This is a genomic window from Thermomonas haemolytica, from assembly GCF_004346265.1.
Lineage (GTDB): Bacteria > Pseudomonadota > Gammaproteobacteria > Xanthomonadales > Xanthomonadaceae > Thermomonas > Thermomonas haemolytica.
In genome coordinates this window covers 35689-50589 of record NZ_SMAP01000006.1, presented here as the reverse complement: position 1 = coordinate 50589, position 14901 = coordinate 35689, and the positions used below count along the sequence as shown (strand labels likewise).

The following is a 14901-nucleotide window of genomic DNA, read 5'->3' as shown; positions in this document are numbered from 1 at the left end:
CGGCCCGGGCTGGGGTCAGGGGCTGTCCTCGCGCGCGGGCGTCCAGCTCCCGCGCGCGGCCAGCGCCTGCTCGCCCTGCCGCAGGCGCTGCGCCAGCGCCTGCGAATGCCGCTGCCAGTCGCGCGCCAGCTCGAACCCGGTCATCCGCATCAGCGCGCCGCTGAGGCTGGCGCATTGCAGCAGGCCGAGGTTGCCGGCGACGCCCTTCAGCGCGTGCGCCTGTTCGCGATACTGATCCCAATCGCCGGCTTCGCCGGCGGACTGCATGCGCGCCAGCGCGACCCGCGCATCCGCCATGCACTGGCCGACGAATTCGAGTTCGAATGCCTTGCCCATGCCTAGCGCCGCGAACTCGTCCAGCACCGACGCATCCAGCACCTGCTCGCCCGAAGCGTGCAGCAATGCACGCGCCGGCTCTGCGGACGCAGCGGCGGGGGCCTCGCCGGCGACGATCCCGGCGATCGTGTCCAGCAGCTGCGCCGCGGTGAAGGGCTTGGTGATGAAGGCGCGCGCGCCGGCATCGCGGCAGGTCTGCGCGGCCTCCGGCGAGGCATCCGCACTGACCACCACCACCGGGGTGCGGATCTGCGCCCCGGCCTGCATCACCCGCAGCTGGCGCAGCAGGTCGATGCCGCTGAGCGAGGGCATGTGCAGGTCCACCAGCGCGAGGTCGAATTCGCCCTCCGCCAGCGCATCCAGCGCGGCCTCGCCGTCGTCCACCGTCATCACCCGGTGCCCCGCTTTTTGCAGCACGCCCTGCAGCAGCAGCCGGTTGGCGGCGTGGTCGTCCGCCACCAGCACCCGCAGCGAGCGCACCCGCGCGCGGTGGCGCAGGAACGGGTCGCTGAAGGCGATCACGTTCGGGGTCTCCAGCGCCTCCGGCGGCGGCGCGGCCTCGGCATCGGCCGCCATCATCGGCACGAACCCCACCGCGCTCTCGAACGGCAGCTCCACCCAGAACCGGCTGCCGACGTTCTCGCTGCTCTCGAAGCCGATGCTGCCGCCCATCGCCTCGGTCAGGCCCTTGGCGATCGTGGTGCCCAGGCCAGTGCCCTGGTGCTTGCGCGACAGGCTGCTGTCGGCCTGCTCGAACGCCTCGAACAGCCGCGCGCGCGCCGAGGCGGGGATGCCGATGCCGGTGTCGGAGACGGTGAAGCGCAGCCGCACCTGGCCCGGCCCGGCCTCGCCCACCTTCTCCACCCGCATCCGCACTTCGCCAGAGGCGGTGAACTTGATCGCGTTGCTGAGCAGGTTCACCAGCACCTGGCGCAGGTGGCCGGCATCGCCGCGCAGGCGGGCGGGCACGTCCGGCGCCACCGCGACCTCGTACTCCAGCTGCTTGGAACGCGCTTCCGGCCGCAGCATCAGGTTGATCTGTTCCAGCAGCGCGTGCAGGTCGAACGCCTCCACCCGCAACTTGAGCTTTCCGGCCTCGATCACCGCGATGTCCAGCACGTCCTCCACCAGCGCCAGCAGCGCGCGGGTGGCGGCCTGGATGGTCTCCAGGTAGCCGCGCTGCTCGGCATCCAGGCGGGTGCTGGCCAGCAGTTCGGACATCCCCGACAGGCCGTTCAGCGGGGTCCGGAACTCGTGGCTCATGTTGGCCAGGAAGCGGCTCTTGGCCTGGTTGGCGCGGCGCGCGTCCTCCACCGCCGCGGTCAGGGCACGCAGCAGCGAGGCGAAATACAGCGGCACCGCGCCGAGGCCGATCAGCAGGCCACCGGACAGGTAATCGTTCTCCTGCCAGTAATCCGTGGTGAGCATCACCGTTCCGAACGAGGCCACCGCCAGCAGGGTGGCGGCATACAGGTAGCGCGGGCCATAGCGCATGCCGTTGCCGATCGTCACCCACAGGTACACCGCGTACAGCGGCGCCGCCTGCTCGCCCTGCAGGTGCATCACCCCGGCCAGCGCCGCGTAGTCGGCCAGCATGCCGATCCAGCGGCGCACGTGCGAGGGCGCCGGCGCGGCCAGGATGGCCGCCAGCAGGCCCAGCGAGAGCACCAGCTCCCCGACCAGGATCAGCCAGGTGGCGACCAGCGCCGGCCGCGAGTCGCCGCCGCCGACTTCCCAGCCGAGGTAGATGGCGAACAGGAAGGTGATGACGATCCGCACCACCACCTGGCCATGCTCGCTGTCGGCACGGCCATGCAGGCGCGCCAGCACCCAGTTGCGCAGATCGCGCAGTGCGCGCAGGCCACGCATGGGGTCAGCGCCACTCCGGGCGCGGAGTGACCTGCGAATAGCGCTCGCAGATCTCGCGCAGGCGCGGGAGGTCGGCGGTCAGCGCGCGCACGCAGGCCGGGTCGAACATGGTGCCGCTGCGCGAGGCGATGAAGTCCAGGGCCTGCTCGAGGCTCCACGGCTGCTTGTACGGGCGCGGCGAGAGCAGCGCATCGAGCACGTCGGCCACGGTCACGATGCGCGCCTCCAGCGGGATCTGCTCGCCGGCCAGGCCGTCGGGATAGCCGCCACCGTTCCAGTGCTCGTGGTGGCGCAGGGCGATCTGGGCGCCGATCTGGATGAAGCGGTTCTGGCTGTCCTGCAGCAGCTCGTAGCCGATCCGCGGGTGCTGCATCATGCGCTTGCGTTCGGTGTCGTCCAGCGCGCCGGGCTTCATCAGGATGGCGTCGGGGATCGCGATCTTGCCGATGTCGTGCAGCGGCGCCGCCAGCTCGATCAGGCGCACCTGCTCCTCGGGCAGGCCCAGCCCTTCCGCGATCAGCCCGGCGATGTGCGCCATGCGCTCGAGGTAGGCGCTGGTGCCGGCATCGCGGAACTCGATGGCCCGCGCCAGCCGGTGCAGGGTCTCGCGCTCGCGCTCCTCCACCTCGTGCATGCTCGCAAGCAAACGCTCTTCCAGCGACAGCGCGCGCTGCTTGACCGACTCCGTCTGCTGGCGCAGCTGCAGCAGGTTGCGGCAGCGCGCGCGCACGTCGCGCGGGCGGATCGGCTTGACGATGAAATCGATCACCCCGGCATCCAACGCCGCCTGCCGTACCGGCTCGTCGCCGACCACGGTGACCAGCACGATCGGGACGTCGCGGTTGTGCAGCGGCTTGCGGATGGCGCGCGCCAGTTGCAGCCCGTCCATGCCGGGCATGCGGTAGTCCAGCAGCAGCAGATCGGGCCGGTTGGCCTCGCACCACTTCAGGGCCTCTTCCGGGGCGCCGAAATCATGCGCCGCCACCTGCGGACCGAGGTCCTGCAGGACATGCCGCATCAGGGTGCGGGCCGAAGGTTGGTCGTCAACGATTACCACGTCCATGCAGCGCCCTCTCTCTTCATGGCCGAACGCAGGAATCCATGCCGCTCGGCCATCCTTACCGCATCGCCGGGCATTGGCAAGTGAAGAACGCCCGGCCAGTGCGCCCGGTCGCGGTTTCCCGGGGCCTCACTGGGCGGGACGCATGTACGGAAACAGCAGCACGTCGCGGATCGAGCTGGAGCCGGTCAGCAGCATCACGAAGCGGTCGATGCCCACGCCCAACCCACCGGTAGGGGCCAGACCCACTTCCAGGGCCCGGATATAGTCGGCGTCGAAGTGCATGGCCTCGTCGTCGCCGCCCTCCTTGGCCTCGACCTGGGCGCGGAACCGGGCCGCCTGGTCCTCGGGATCGTTCAGCTCGGAGAAGCCGTTGGCCAGTTCCTTGCCGCCGACGAACAGCTCGAAGCGGTCGGTGATGCCCGGCTCGCTGTCGGATTCGCGCGCCAGCGGGCTGACCTCCACCGGGTAATGGGTGATGAAGGTCGGCTGGATCAGGCCGGCCTCGACGGTCTTCTCGAAGATCTCCAGCAGCAGCTTGCCCCAGCCGTAGCCGGGCTTGACCGGGATCTTCAGGCGCGCGCAGTGGGCCGCCAACGCCTCGCGGTCGCGGCAGTCGGCCACCGAGATCTCCGGGTTCAGTTCGCGCACCGCCTCCTCCAGCTTCCAGCGGCGGAAGCGCGGGCCGAGGTCGATGGTATGGCCATCCCATTCGAACACGGTGGTGCCCATCGCCTCCCCGGCGACATCGCGCATCATCGCCTCGGTCAGGTCCATCACCTCGGTGTACGTGGCGTAGGCCTCGTACAGCTCCAGCATGGTGAACTCGGGGTTGTGGCGAGTGGACACGCCCTCGTTGCGGAAGTTGCGGTTGATCTCGTAGACGCGCTCCAGGCCGCCGACGACCAGGCGCTTGAGGTACAGCTCAGGCGCCACGCGCAGGTACAGGTCGATGTCCAGCGCGTTGTGGTGGGTGACGAACGGACGGGCGGTGGCGCCGCCGGCGATGTAATGCATCATCGGCGTCTCCACTTCCAGGAAGCGGCGCGCGTCCAGCCAGCGGCGGATCGCGGCGACGATGCGCGAGCGCGCCACGAACACCTCGCGCGCCTCCGGAGTGACGATCAGGTCCACATAACGCTGGCGGTAGCGCTGCTCGACGTCGGCCAGGCCGTGGAACTTGTCCGGCAGCGGCCGCAGGGATTTCACCAACAGGCGCAGCGACTCCACCTTCACCGACAGCTCGCCGGTCTTGGTGCGCATCAGGCTGCCCTCGGCCGCCACGATGTCGCCGATGTCCCAGCCTTTGAAGGCCTCGTAGGTGGCGCCCAGTGCGTTGGACTGCAGGAACAGCTGGATGCGCCCGCTCATGTCCTGCACGGTGGCGAACGCCGCCTTGCCCATCACCCGCTTGGCCAGCATGCGCCCGGCGATCGCCACTTTGCGGCCTTCGGCCTCCAGCGCCTCGCCCGTCCACTGCGCGGCGTCGGCATAGGCCGCCTGCAGGTCGCCGGCGTAATCGCGGCGCTTGAAGTCGTTGGGGAACGCGACGCCCTGCGCGCGCAGCGCGGCCAGCTTGGCGCGGCGCTCGGCGATCAGGTGGTTTTCATCGACGGGCTGGGGGGCGGCGGAGTCGTTCATCGGGCATCCGGGGCCTGCCGCGGCAGCGCGCGGGGCCGGCAATCGCGGGCGGGGAAAGGGCCCGGAAGAATAGCAGAGGCGCGCCCTGCAACGAATTCGCCGTGCCTGCGCCATGAACCCGTCACTTGACTGGCACTCATCTTGCTTTGCGACCACCGAACCCACCGGTTTCCGACGCCATGGCCACCTTCCCCGCCCTGCGTTTTGCCCCGCTGCTGATGCTGGCCCTGCTGCCGGCGACGCCCGTGGCCGCCCCCGGCCCGCAGGGCGATGCCACCGAGCTGCAGCTGGCGCAGTGCCTGAGCCTGCAGAGCAGCCTCAACCGGCAGTCGCAGGCGCTGGCCGACCTGCAGGCGCGCACCCGGATCAGTGCCAGCCAGCGCGAACTGGAGCGGTTGCGCCACGCCCACCAGATCGAGCAGTTGCAGAACGAGAAGCGCCAGCTGGCCTACGTGGCCGCGATCGCCATCCTCGTCCTGCTGCTCGGCCTGGCCACCGGCTTCGGGCTGCTGCTGCGCAAGCGGCATGGCCAGCTGCGCCGGCTGAGCGAAGTGGACGCCCTGACCGGGCTCAACAACCGCCATGCGGCGACCGCCGCGCTGAATGCGATGGCACTGCAACCCGGCCCGGAAGGCACCCGCCACGTGCTGTTCCTGATCGACGTGGACCACTTCAAGCAGATCAACGACGGCCACGGCCACCACACCGGCGACGAAGTGCTGGTGGCGCTGGCGCAGCGCCTGAAGGCGGCCTGCCGCCCCACCGACCTGGTGGCGCGCTGGGGCGGCGAGGAGTTCCTGGTGGCCTGTCGCAACCTCACCCGCGAACAGGCCGAGCAGGTCGCCGCACGGCTGCGCCGGGCGATGGCCTACACCCTGGAGACGGCGCATAGCGCACGCCCGGTGACGGTCTCGCTGGGGCTGGCACCGATTCCGTTCTTCGATGCCGGCGTGGGGGCGTCCGCGGCCAGTCGCTGGGACTATGCGCTGCGCATGGCCGACCGCGCGCTGTACGCCGCCAAGCGCCATCGCGATGCCTGGGTGGGCTACTGGGGCGCGCAGCTCCCGGACGATGCCACCGCCGAGGCGGTGCTGGAACAGCCGGAAGCGGCACCGGAAATCGTCAGCGTGATGTCCAGCGTGCCGCGCATGGTGACTGGCGCCTCCGAGATCGCGCGCGCCCGCAGCCTGCGCGCGCTGCGCGCGCAGGGCTGATCGCCGCGAATCAGGCCGCGTCGGTGCGCTTGGCGCCGGCTTCCAGGCCCATCTTCAGGCTGGCCTCGACGAACTCGTCGAGGTCGCCGTCCAGCACCTTCTGCGTATCGCTACGCTCGATCCCGGTACGCAGATCCTTGATCCGGCTCTGGTCCAGCACGTAATTGCGGATCTGGCTGCCCCAGCCGATGTCGGATTTGCTGGCCTCCAGCGCGTCCTTCTCGGCGTTGCGCTTTTGCAGCTCCAGCTCGTACAGCTTGGCTTTGAGCATCTGCATGGCGCGCTCGCGGTTGGCATGCTGGCTGCGCTCGGTCTGGCAGGCCACCACCACCCCGGTAGGCACGTGGGTGATACGCACCGCCGACTCGGTCTTGTTCACATGCTGGCCGCCCGCGCCCGAGGAGCGGTACACGTCGGTCTTGAGGTCGGCCGGGTTGATTTCGATGTCGATGTCGTCGTTCACCTCGGGCGAGACGAACACGCTGGTGAAGCTGGTGTGGCGGCGGTTGTCGGAATCGAACGGGCTCTTGCGTACCAGCCGGTGCACGCCGATCTCGGTCTTCAGCCAGCCATAGGCATATTCACCCTCGACCCGGAAGGTGGCGGACTTGATGCCGGCCACGTCGCCGCCGCTGACTTCCATCAGTTCGACCTTCCAGCCGCGCGATTCGCACCAGCGCAGGTACATGCGCAGCAGCATCTCGGCCCAGTCCTGTGCCTCGGTGCCACCGGCACCGGCCTGGATGTCCACGAAGGCATTGGCCGAGTCCATCTTGCCGGAGAACATCCGCTGGAACTCGATCTGCTCCACGCCCTTCTGGTAGCGGTCGACGTCGGCCACCACCGCCAGCGCGGTCTCCTCGTCGTTCTCCATCTCGGCCAGGTCCAGCAGCTCGCCGGCGCCGGCCAGGCCCTCGCTCAGGTCGCGGATGCCGTTGACGGTCTTGTCCAGCAACGAGCGCTCGCGGCCCAGCGCCTGCGCGCGGGCGGGATCGTTCCAGACGTCGGGGTGTTCCAGTTCGCGTTCGACTTCTTCCAGGCGCTCGCGCTTGGCGTCGTAGTCAAAGATACCCCCGGAGCGCATCCAGCCGGCCGGTCAGGTCGGCGATGCGTGCTCGGATGGGATTGAGCTCGATCATGGGGAAAAGGCAGGGCGGAAACGGTCGCGCATCTTACCAGCCCGGGCGTGCTCAGGCCGGTTCGCGGTGCACCACCACCAGCTGCACCGCCTCGCCGCCGCGCCAGTCATCCGGCACCAGCCGATAGGCAAGCCGCAGCCGCGCCGCCGGCGCCGCGCCGTCCCAGCCGTTGAACTGGATCGCGTTGCAGCGCAGGCCATCCAGTTCCAGCTCCAGCTTGAGGTGGCGTTCCTTCAGCACGCGGAAATCCCGCACGTCGAAGACCCCGTCGAACAGCGGCTCGGGATAGCCCTGGCCCCAGTGGCCGCCATCGCGCAGGGCCACCGCCGTGGACAGCCGCAGTTCGTCCGCGCGCAGCGCGCCGTCGCTGTGCAGCTCCTCGGTCAGCAGCTCCGGGGTCAGCCACTCGCGCGCCACCTGCACGAAGGCGTCGCGGAACGCGGGGAAGGCCTCGCGCGGCAGGCTCAGGCCGGCCGCCATCGCATGCCCGCCGAAGCGCGCGATCAGGCCGGGATGGCGCGCGTCCACCAGCGCGAGCGCATCGCGCACGTGGAAGCCGGGGATCGAGCGCGCCGACCCGCGCAGCAGGTCGCTGTCCGGCTCGGCCGGGGCGAATGCGAGCGCCGGCCGGTGCAGGCGTTCCTTCACCTTCGAGGCCACCAGCCCGACCACGCCCGGATGCCAGTCGGGATCGAACAGGCAGGCGGCATGCGCGGCGTCGATCCCGTCCAGCCGCGCCTCGGCCACGTCCTGCATCTCGGCCTGCAGCGCGCGGCGCTCCTCGTTGATCGCATGCAGGGCCTCGGCCAGCCGCCGCGCATGCGCCGCATCGTCGGTGAGCAGGCACTCGATGCCGATGCCCATGTCCTCCAGCCGCCCCGCCGCGTTGATCCGCGGACCGATGGCGAAGCCGATGTCGGCGGTGGTGAGCGCCTCCGCGCGGCGCCCGGCCACCTCGATCAGCGCGCGCAGCCCGGCGCAGCCCTGCCCCGCCCGCAGCCGGCGCAGGCCGGCGCCGACCAGCGCCCGGTTGTTGGCATCCAGCGGCACCAGGTCGGCCACCGTACCCACCGCCACCAGGTCCAGCAGGACCGTGAGGTCCACTTTCAAGCCCAGCGCGGCGCGCAGCGCCAGCAGCAGGTAGAACACCACGCCCACGCCGGCCAGCGCCTTGCTGCCGAACCCGCAACCGGGCTGGTTGGGATTGACGATGGCATCCGCCGGCGGCAGTGTCGGGCCCGGCAGATGGTGGTCGGTCACCAGCACCTGCCAGCCGCGCGCCTTGGCGGCGGCGATGCCGGCGTGGCAGGCGATGCCGTGGTCCACCGTCAGCACCAGGTCGGGCCGCAGCGCCGCCAGTTCCTCCACCAGCCCCGGGGTCAGCCCGTAGCCGTGGACGATGCGGTTGGGCACCGCGTGCGAGACCCGGCGCGCGCCGAGCAGACGCAGCCCGCGCACGCCCACCGCGCAGGCGGTGGCGCCGTCGCAGTCGAAATCACCCACGACGAGGATGTGGGCATCGGCCGCAATGGCCTCGCGCAGCAGGCCGACCGCGGCATCGATCCCGCGCAGGCCCGACGGCGGCAGCAGGTCGGCCAGCCGCGGCAGCGCGGCGCGGGCATCGCTGCCGCGCGCGGCATGCACCCGGCGCAGCAGATCGGGCCAATGCGCCGGCCAGTCGCCCACCGGCGCCACCGCGGGGCGGCGCACGATGCGACGCACCGCGCTCATGCCGGAACCGTCGCCAGCGCCCGCCGCCACAGCCGCCAGCGCTGGCCGCGGCGCAGGTGGAACACCTGGCCATCGGCGAAATCGAAGACCGCCTCCGCGCGTAGCGCGGCCGGGGCCAGCCAGCGTTCGACCAGCGCGCGTACGTCGCGCTGGCCGCGCAGGTCCACCAGCGCGTCCTCCACCTCGTCGCGGAATGCCTGCACGCCCATGCCCTGCAGCTTGCCCAGGCGGGCGGCCCCGAGCACCGCAGGATCGTCGGAATAGATGATCGGCGCATGCCCGGACACCGCGTCGGGCAAGGCCCCGCCGCCCCAAAACCAGAGCGCGTTCACCGCCACCCGCCCGGCCGCCGCGCGCGCGGCGTTGTGCGGATGGTTGTGCAGGACCACCTGCACCTCGCTTTCCAGCACCCGCCAGCGGCGCGCCGCCTCGCCCTGCGCGGTATGCTCGAACACGTCGTCGCCCAGCGCGATGTCCGGCGAGGAAAACGCCGGCAGCGGCGTGCCCGGCGGCAGCCGCAGGTACCAGCGCGCCGGATGCGGGGCATCCAGCGCGAACCCGGCATCCCCGAACAGCGGCCGCAGTGCCGGCAGCAAGGCTTCCGCATCGGCCGCGTCCAGCCCCAGGCTGGCGCCCACGCCGAGCAGGCGCGCGCCGTTGATGTCGGGCCGGATGTGCGCGGGGTCCACCCGCAGCCACGGCCCATGGCGGGCATCGGCCTCGCCTGCGTCCAGCAGCCGGGTCAGCGCCGCCGAGGGCCAGGCCCGCGGCAGCAGGTCGAAATGGCGGGCCAGCTGCGCCGCTTCCCCGGCTTCCGCGCGCGCCCGGTCCGCGCGCCCCAGCGCCTGCGCCAACGCCGGCGGCAGCGCGATCCCGGCGAACCGCGCCGCCGGCGGCAGCAGCAGCGTCAGCCGCGCCACGCCTCAGCCCTTGTATTCGACCGACACGATCTCGTACTCGCGGGTGCCGCCGGGGGCCTCGATGGTGGCGACGTCGCCCTCGTGTTTGCCGATCAGCGCGCGCGCGACCGGCGAGGAAATCGCGATCAGGCCCTGCTTGATGTCGGCCTCGAGGTCACCCACGATCTGGTAGGTGCGCTCCTCGCCGGATTCGGCGTCGGCCAGCACCACGGTGGCGCCGAACACCACCTTGTCGCCCGCCGCCAGCTGCGCCACGTCGATCACCTGCGCGTGCGACAGCTCCGCCTCCAGGTGCTTGATGCGGCCTTCGATGAAGCCCTGCTGCTCGCGCGCGGCGTGGTACTCGGCGTTTTCCTTGAGGTCGCCGTGGGCGCGCGCCTCGGCGATCGCCTCGATGATGGCCGGGCGCTTGACCGACTTCAGCTCCTCGAGTTCCGCGCGCAGCCGCTGCGCGCCTTTCGCGGTAATGGGTGCACGATTCATGCAAGCTCCTTGTGCAGTTCCTGCAGCGAGAGCACATCGCCCGCGCCGCGGTGGTCCAGCGAGTGCAACAGGGCACGCGCGCCGGCCACGGTGGTGGAATAGGTGACGCGCGCCTGCAGGGCCTCGCGCCGGATCGAGAAGGAGTCGGCGATCGCCTGCCGTCCTTCGGTGGTGTTGACGATATAGCTGATCTCGCCGTTCTTGATCAGGTCCACGACGTGCGGGCGCCCCTCGGCCACCTTGTTCACGCGCTCGCAGGCGACGCCGTGCGCGGTGAGGTAGTCGGCGGTGCCGCGAGTGGCGACCAGGCTGAAGCCGCGCTCCAGCAGGGTGCGGGCCACGTCCAGCACGCGCGCCTTGTCGGGGTCGCGCACCGAGATGAAGGCCTTGCCCGGCTGCGGCGCGCGGATGTTGGCGGCTTCCTCCGCGCGCGCGAACGCAGCCGCGAAGCTGCGGCCCACGCCCATCACCTCGCCGGTGGAGCGCATCTCCGGGCCGAGGATCGGATCGACGTTCTGGAACTTGGCGAACGGGAACACCGCTTCCTTCACCGAGTAGTACGACGGCACGATTTCCTTCGTGGCGCCCTGCTCCGCCAGCGTCATCCCGGCCATGCAGCGCGCCGAGATCTTCGCCAGCGGCCGCCCGATCGCCTTCGACACGAACGGCACGGTGCGGCTGGCGCGCGGGTTCACTTCCAGCAGATAGATGGTGTCGGCCTCGGCGCCGTCCGCCACGCCCACCTGCACCGCGAACTGGGTGTTCATTAGGCCGACCACGTGCAGCGCCTTGGCCAGCGCCACCACCTGTTCGCGCAGGCGCTCCTGGGTGCGCGCGGACAGCGAGTACGGCGGCAGCGAGCAGGACGAGTCCCCGGAATGCACGCCGGCCTCCTCGATGTGCTGCATCACCCCGCCCACCAGCACGTTGCCGTCGCGGTCGGCGATCACGTCGATGTCCACTTCCACCGCGTTGTCGAGGAAGCGGTCCAGCAGCACCGGCGAATCGTTGCTCACCTTCACCGCCTCGCGCATGTAGCGGGCGAGATCGGCATCGGCATGCACCACTTCCATGGCGCGGCCGCCCAGCACGTAGCTCGGGCGCACCACCAGCGGGTAGCCGATCTCGCGAGCGTGGGCCAGCGCTTCCTCGGCGCTGCGCGCGGTGCGGTTCGGCGGCTGCTTCAGGCCGAGGTCGTCGACCAGCTTCTGGAAGCGCTCGCGGTCCTCGGCCAGGTCGATGGAGTCCGGCGAGGTGCCGATGATCGGCACGCCGTTGGCCTCCAGCGCCTTCGCCAGCTTCAGCGGGGTCTGGCCGCCGTACTGCACGATCACGCCGAAGGGCTTCTCCAGCTCCACGATCTCCAGCACGTCCTCCAGCGTCAGCGGCTCGAAGTACAGGCGGTCGGAGGTGTCGTAGTCGGTGGACACAGTCTCCGGATTGCAGTTGACCATGATGGTCTCATACCCGTCCTCGCGCAGGGCCAGCGCCGCGTGCACGCAGCAGTAGTCGAACTCGATGCCCTGGCCGATGCGGTTGGGGCCGCCGCCGAGCACCATGATCTTTTTGCGATCGCTGGGCGCGGCCTCGCACTCGTCCTCGTAGGTCGAATACAGGTAGGCGGTGCCGGTGGCGAACTCGCCGGCGCAGCTGTCCACCCGCTTGTACACCGGGCGCACGCCGAACGCCTTGCGCAGCGCGCGCACCGCGGTCTCGTTGGTGCCGGCCAGGCGCGCGATGCGGGCGTCGGAAAAGCCCATGCGCTTGAGCGCGCGCAGGCGGCGGGCGTCGAGCCCGTCCAGGCCGCGGTGGACCACGTCCATCTCGGCATCCACCAGCTCCTCGATCTGGTCGAGGAACCACGGATCGACGAACGACAGCGCGTGCACCTCCTCCACGCTCATGCCGGCGCGGAACGCATCGGCGATGTGGAAGATGCGCTCCGGGCCGGGCTCCTTCAGCTCGCGCCGCAGCGCCAGCAGGCCGTCCTCGGGCGCCAGGTCCAGCCCCGTCGGGTCCAGGCCCACCTTGCCGGTCTCCAGCCCGCGCAGGGCCTTCTGCAGCGACTCCTGGAAGCAGCGGCCGATCGCCATCACCTCGCCCACCGATTTCATCTGGGTGGTCAGGCGCGCGTCCGCGGCCGGGAACTTCTCGAACGCGAAGCGCGGGATCTTGGTGACCACGTAGTCGATCGCCGGCTCGAACGAGGCCGGGGTCTTGCCGCCGGTGATCTCGTTCTTCAACTCGTCCAGGGTGTAGCCGACGGCGAGCTTGGCCGCGACCTTGGCGATCGGGAAGCCGGTCGCCTTCGAGGCCAGCGCCGAGGAGCGCGACACCCGCGGGTTCATCTCGATCACCACCACCCGGCCGTTCTTGGCGTTGATGCCGAACTGCACGTTGGAACCACCGGTATCCACGCCGATCTTGCGCAGCACCGCAATCGAGGCATCACGCAGGCGCTGGTATTCCTTGTCGGTGAGGGTCTGCGCCGGGGCGACGGTGATGGAATCGCCGGTGTGCACGCCCATCGGATCGAAGTTCTCGATGCTGCACACGATGATGCAGTTGTCCGCGGTGTCGCGGACGACCTCCATCTCGTATTCCTTCCAGCCCAGCACCGATTCCTCGATCAGCACCTCGTGGGTCGGCGACAGCTCGAGGCCACGCTTGACGATCTCCTCGAACTCCTCGCGGTTGTAGGCGATGCCGCCGCCGCTGCCGCCGAGGGTGAACGACGGGCGGATGATGGTGGGATAGCCGACCTCCTGCTGGATGCGCACCGCGTCCTCGAAGCTGCGCGCGACCTCGGACTTCGGGCTGTCCAGCCCGATCTCGGCCATCGCGCGCTTGAACAGCTCGCGGTCCTCGGCCATGCGGATCGCCTCGCGCTTGGCGCCGATCAGCTCGACGCCATACTTCTCCAGCACGCCGTGGTCGGCCAGGTCGAGCGCGCAGTTCAGCGCGGTCTGCCCGCCCATGGTCGGCAGCAGCGCGTCCGGCCGCTCCTTGGCGATGATCTTCTCGACCGTCTGCCAGTTGATCGGCTCGATGTACACGGCATCGGCCATGTCCGGGTCGGTCATGATCGTGGCCGGGTTGCTGTTGACCAGCACCACCCGGTAGCCCTCCTCGCGCAGGGCCTTGCACGCCTGCGCGCCGGAGTAGTCGAACTCGCAGGCCTGGCCGATGACGATCGGGCCGGCGCCAATGATGAGGATGGTGCGGATATCGGTGCGCTTAGGCATTGGCGCGTTGCTCCATGAGCGCGATGAACTTGTCGAACAGCGGGGCCACGTCGTGCGGGCCGGGCGCGGCTTCCGGGTGGCCCTGGAAGCCGAAGGCCGGCGCGTCGGTCAGTTCGATGCCCTGGTTGGTGCCGTCGAACAGCGAGCGGTGGGTGACGCGCGCGTTCGCCGGCAGCGTGGCTTCGTCGATGCAGAAGCCGTGGTTCTGCGAGGTGATCATCACCCGGCCACTGTCGAGATCCTGCACCGGATGGTTGGCGCCGTGGTGGCCGTGCGGCATCTTCATGGTCTGCGCACCGACCGCCAGGCCCAGCAGCTGGTGGCCGAGGCAGATGCCGTACAGCGGGATCTTCGCCCGGATGAACTCGCGGATCGCGTTGATCGCGTAATCGCAGGGCGCCGGGTCGCCGGGGCCGTTGGACAGGAACACGCCATCCGGATGCATCGCCAGCACCGCGGTGGCGGGCGTCTGCGCCGGCACCACGTGCACGTCGCAGCCGCGCTCGGCCAGCATGCGCAGGATGTTGCGCTTGATGCCGAAATCGTAGGCCACCACCTTGAAGCGCGGCGCGGTCGCGGCGAACGCATTGCGATCGAGGTCCAACTGGCCTTCGGTCCAGCGATACGGCTCACGGGTGCTGACCACCTTGGCCAGATCCATGTTCTTCAGGCCGGGGAACTTGCGCGCGGCCTCGATCGCCTGCTCGGCATCCAGCGCCTCGTCGTGCGCGGCCGCGGCCAGCAGCGCCGCACTCTGCGCCCCGCGCTCGCGCAGGATGCGGGTGAGCTTGCGGGTGTCGATCCCGGCGATGGCGGGGATACCGCGTGCGCGCAGCCAGTCCGGCAGCGCGACCTGGCTGCGCCAGTTGCTGGGGCGGCGCGGCACGTCGCGCACGATCAGGCCTGCGGCCCAGACCTTGGCGGCCTCGTCGTCCTGGTCGGTGCAACCGGTGTTGCCGATGTGCGGATAGGTCAGGGTGACCAGCTGGCGGGCGTAGGACGGGTCGGTCAGGATCTCCTGATAGCCGGTCATCGCGGTGTTGAACACCGCTTCGCCCACGGCCAGGCCGGGGGCGCCCACGGAAATGCCCTCGAAGACCGTACCGTCTTCAAGCGCGAGGATGGCGGGAATATTCAAGTGCGTCGCCTTGCGTCGGGTTGCAAGAAAGCGCCGAAGCGGCGGTGCCGGTTCGGAGCTGGAGGGGGTTCAGGCGAGCCGGAATTGTACCGGCGCGCGGCGGCCGGCGCCAGCCTTCGCAAAGA

At 70.3% G+C, this 14901-nt stretch carries 10 protein-coding genes; 1 reads left to right on the top strand and 9 read right to left on the bottom strand.

Annotated elements, in window-relative coordinates:
• Nucleotides 1–15: 15 nt before the first annotated feature.
• The 3 genes from EDC34_RS08510 to lysS form a co-directional block, all read right to left on the bottom strand.
• On the bottom strand, nt 16–2205 hold the full coding sequence (locus tag EDC34_RS08510) for an ATP-binding protein (protein WP_114960363.1): 2190 nt from the start codon (nt 2203–2205) through the stop codon (nt 16–18).
• 4 nt (nt 2206–2209) lie between these two features.
• The gene (locus tag EDC34_RS08505; RefSeq protein WP_114960362.1) at nt 2210–3268 is read right to left on the bottom strand and encodes a response regulator; all 1059 of its coding nucleotides are present in this window, start codon (nt 3266–3268) and stop codon (nt 2210–2212) included.
• Nucleotides 3269–3394: 126 nt separating this feature from the next.
• The gene (gene lysS / locus EDC34_RS08500) at nt 3395–4906 is read right to left on the bottom strand and encodes a lysine--tRNA ligase (RefSeq protein WP_114960361.1); all 1512 of its coding nucleotides are present in this window, start codon (nt 4904–4906) and stop codon (nt 3395–3397) included.
• Between the two features lie 179 nt (nt 4907–5085).
• On the opposite strand from lysS, the gene EDC34_RS08495 reads away from it, so the two are divergent.
• Nucleotides 5086–6120, top strand: a complete 1035-nt coding sequence (locus EDC34_RS08495; protein ID WP_114960360.1) for a GGDEF domain-containing protein — start codon at nt 5086–5088, stop codon at nt 6118–6120.
• 10 nt (nt 6121–6130) lie between these two features.
• On the opposite strand, the gene prfB is transcribed toward EDC34_RS08495, so the two are convergent.
• The 6 genes from prfB to carA all read right to left on the bottom strand — a co-directional run bounded on the left by prfB (nt 6131) and on the right by carA (nt 14776).
• Nucleotides 6131–7259, bottom strand: a protein-coding gene (prfB, locus tag EDC34_RS08490; protein WP_114960359.1) for a peptide chain release factor 2 whose coding sequence is annotated in 2 segments (ribosomal slippage) — nt 6131–7183 and nt 7185–7259 — 1128 coding nt in all. Because the reading frame shifts where the segments join, the coding sequence is not laid out codon by codon here.
• 51 nt (nt 7260–7310) lie between these two features.
• Nucleotides 7311–8990: a single-stranded-DNA-specific exonuclease RecJ gene (recJ, locus tag EDC34_RS08485; RefSeq protein ID WP_114960448.1), complete on the bottom strand. Its 1680-nt coding sequence runs from the start codon at nt 8988–8990 to the stop codon at nt 7311–7313.
• Nucleotides 8987–9910 carry a phosphoglycerate mutase gene (locus EDC34_RS08480; protein WP_114960358.1) on the bottom strand — a complete coding sequence of 308 codons (924 nt, stop codon included), beginning with the start codon at nt 9908–9910 and terminating at the stop codon, nt 8987–8989. Before EDC34_RS08480 ends, recJ begins: the two co-directional genes overlap by 4 nt.
• A gap of 3 nt (nt 9911–9913) precedes the next feature.
• Nucleotides 9914–10378: a transcription elongation factor GreA gene (gene greA, locus EDC34_RS08475; protein ID WP_484600295.1), complete on the bottom strand. Its 465-nt coding sequence runs from the start codon at nt 10376–10378 to the stop codon at nt 9914–9916.
• Between the two features lie 11 nt (nt 10379–10389).
• Nucleotides 10390–13638, bottom strand: a complete 3249-nt coding sequence (gene carB / locus EDC34_RS08470) for a carbamoyl-phosphate synthase large subunit (protein WP_114960356.1) — start codon at nt 13636–13638, stop codon at nt 10390–10392.
• Nucleotides 13631–14776 (bottom strand): glutamine-hydrolyzing carbamoyl-phosphate synthase small subunit, encoded by a 1146-nt coding sequence (gene carA / locus EDC34_RS08465; protein ID WP_114960355.1) that lies wholly within the window; start codon nt 14774–14776, stop codon nt 13631–13633. Before carA ends, carB begins: the two co-directional genes overlap by 8 nt.
• Nucleotides 14777–14901: the final 125 nt, after the last annotated feature.

What these genes read in the sequence shown, in the direction of transcription:
- EDC34_RS08510 (WP_114960363.1), bottom strand. Translation starts at nt 2,205, where the DNA reads ATGCGTGGCCTGCGCGCACTGCGCGATCTGCGCAACTGGGTGCTGGCG.
- EDC34_RS08505 (WP_114960362.1), bottom strand. Translation starts at nt 3,268, where the DNA reads ATGGACGTGGTAATCGTTGACGACCAACCTTCGGCCCGCACCCTGATG.
- lysS (WP_114960361.1), bottom strand. Translation starts at nt 4,906, where the DNA reads ATGAACGACTCCGCCGCCCCCCAGCCCGTCGATGAAAACCACCTGATC.
- EDC34_RS08495 (WP_114960360.1), top strand. Translation starts at nt 5,086, where the DNA reads ATGGCCACCTTCCCCGCCCTGCGTTTTGCCCCGCTGCTGATGCTGGCC.
- recJ (WP_114960448.1), bottom strand. Translation starts at nt 8,990, where the DNA reads ATGAGCGCGGTGCGTCGCATCGTGCGCCGCCCCGCGGTGGCGCCGGTG.
- carB (WP_114960356.1), bottom strand. Translation starts at nt 13,638, where the DNA reads ATGCCTAAGCGCACCGATATCCGCACCATCCTCATCATTGGCGCCGGC.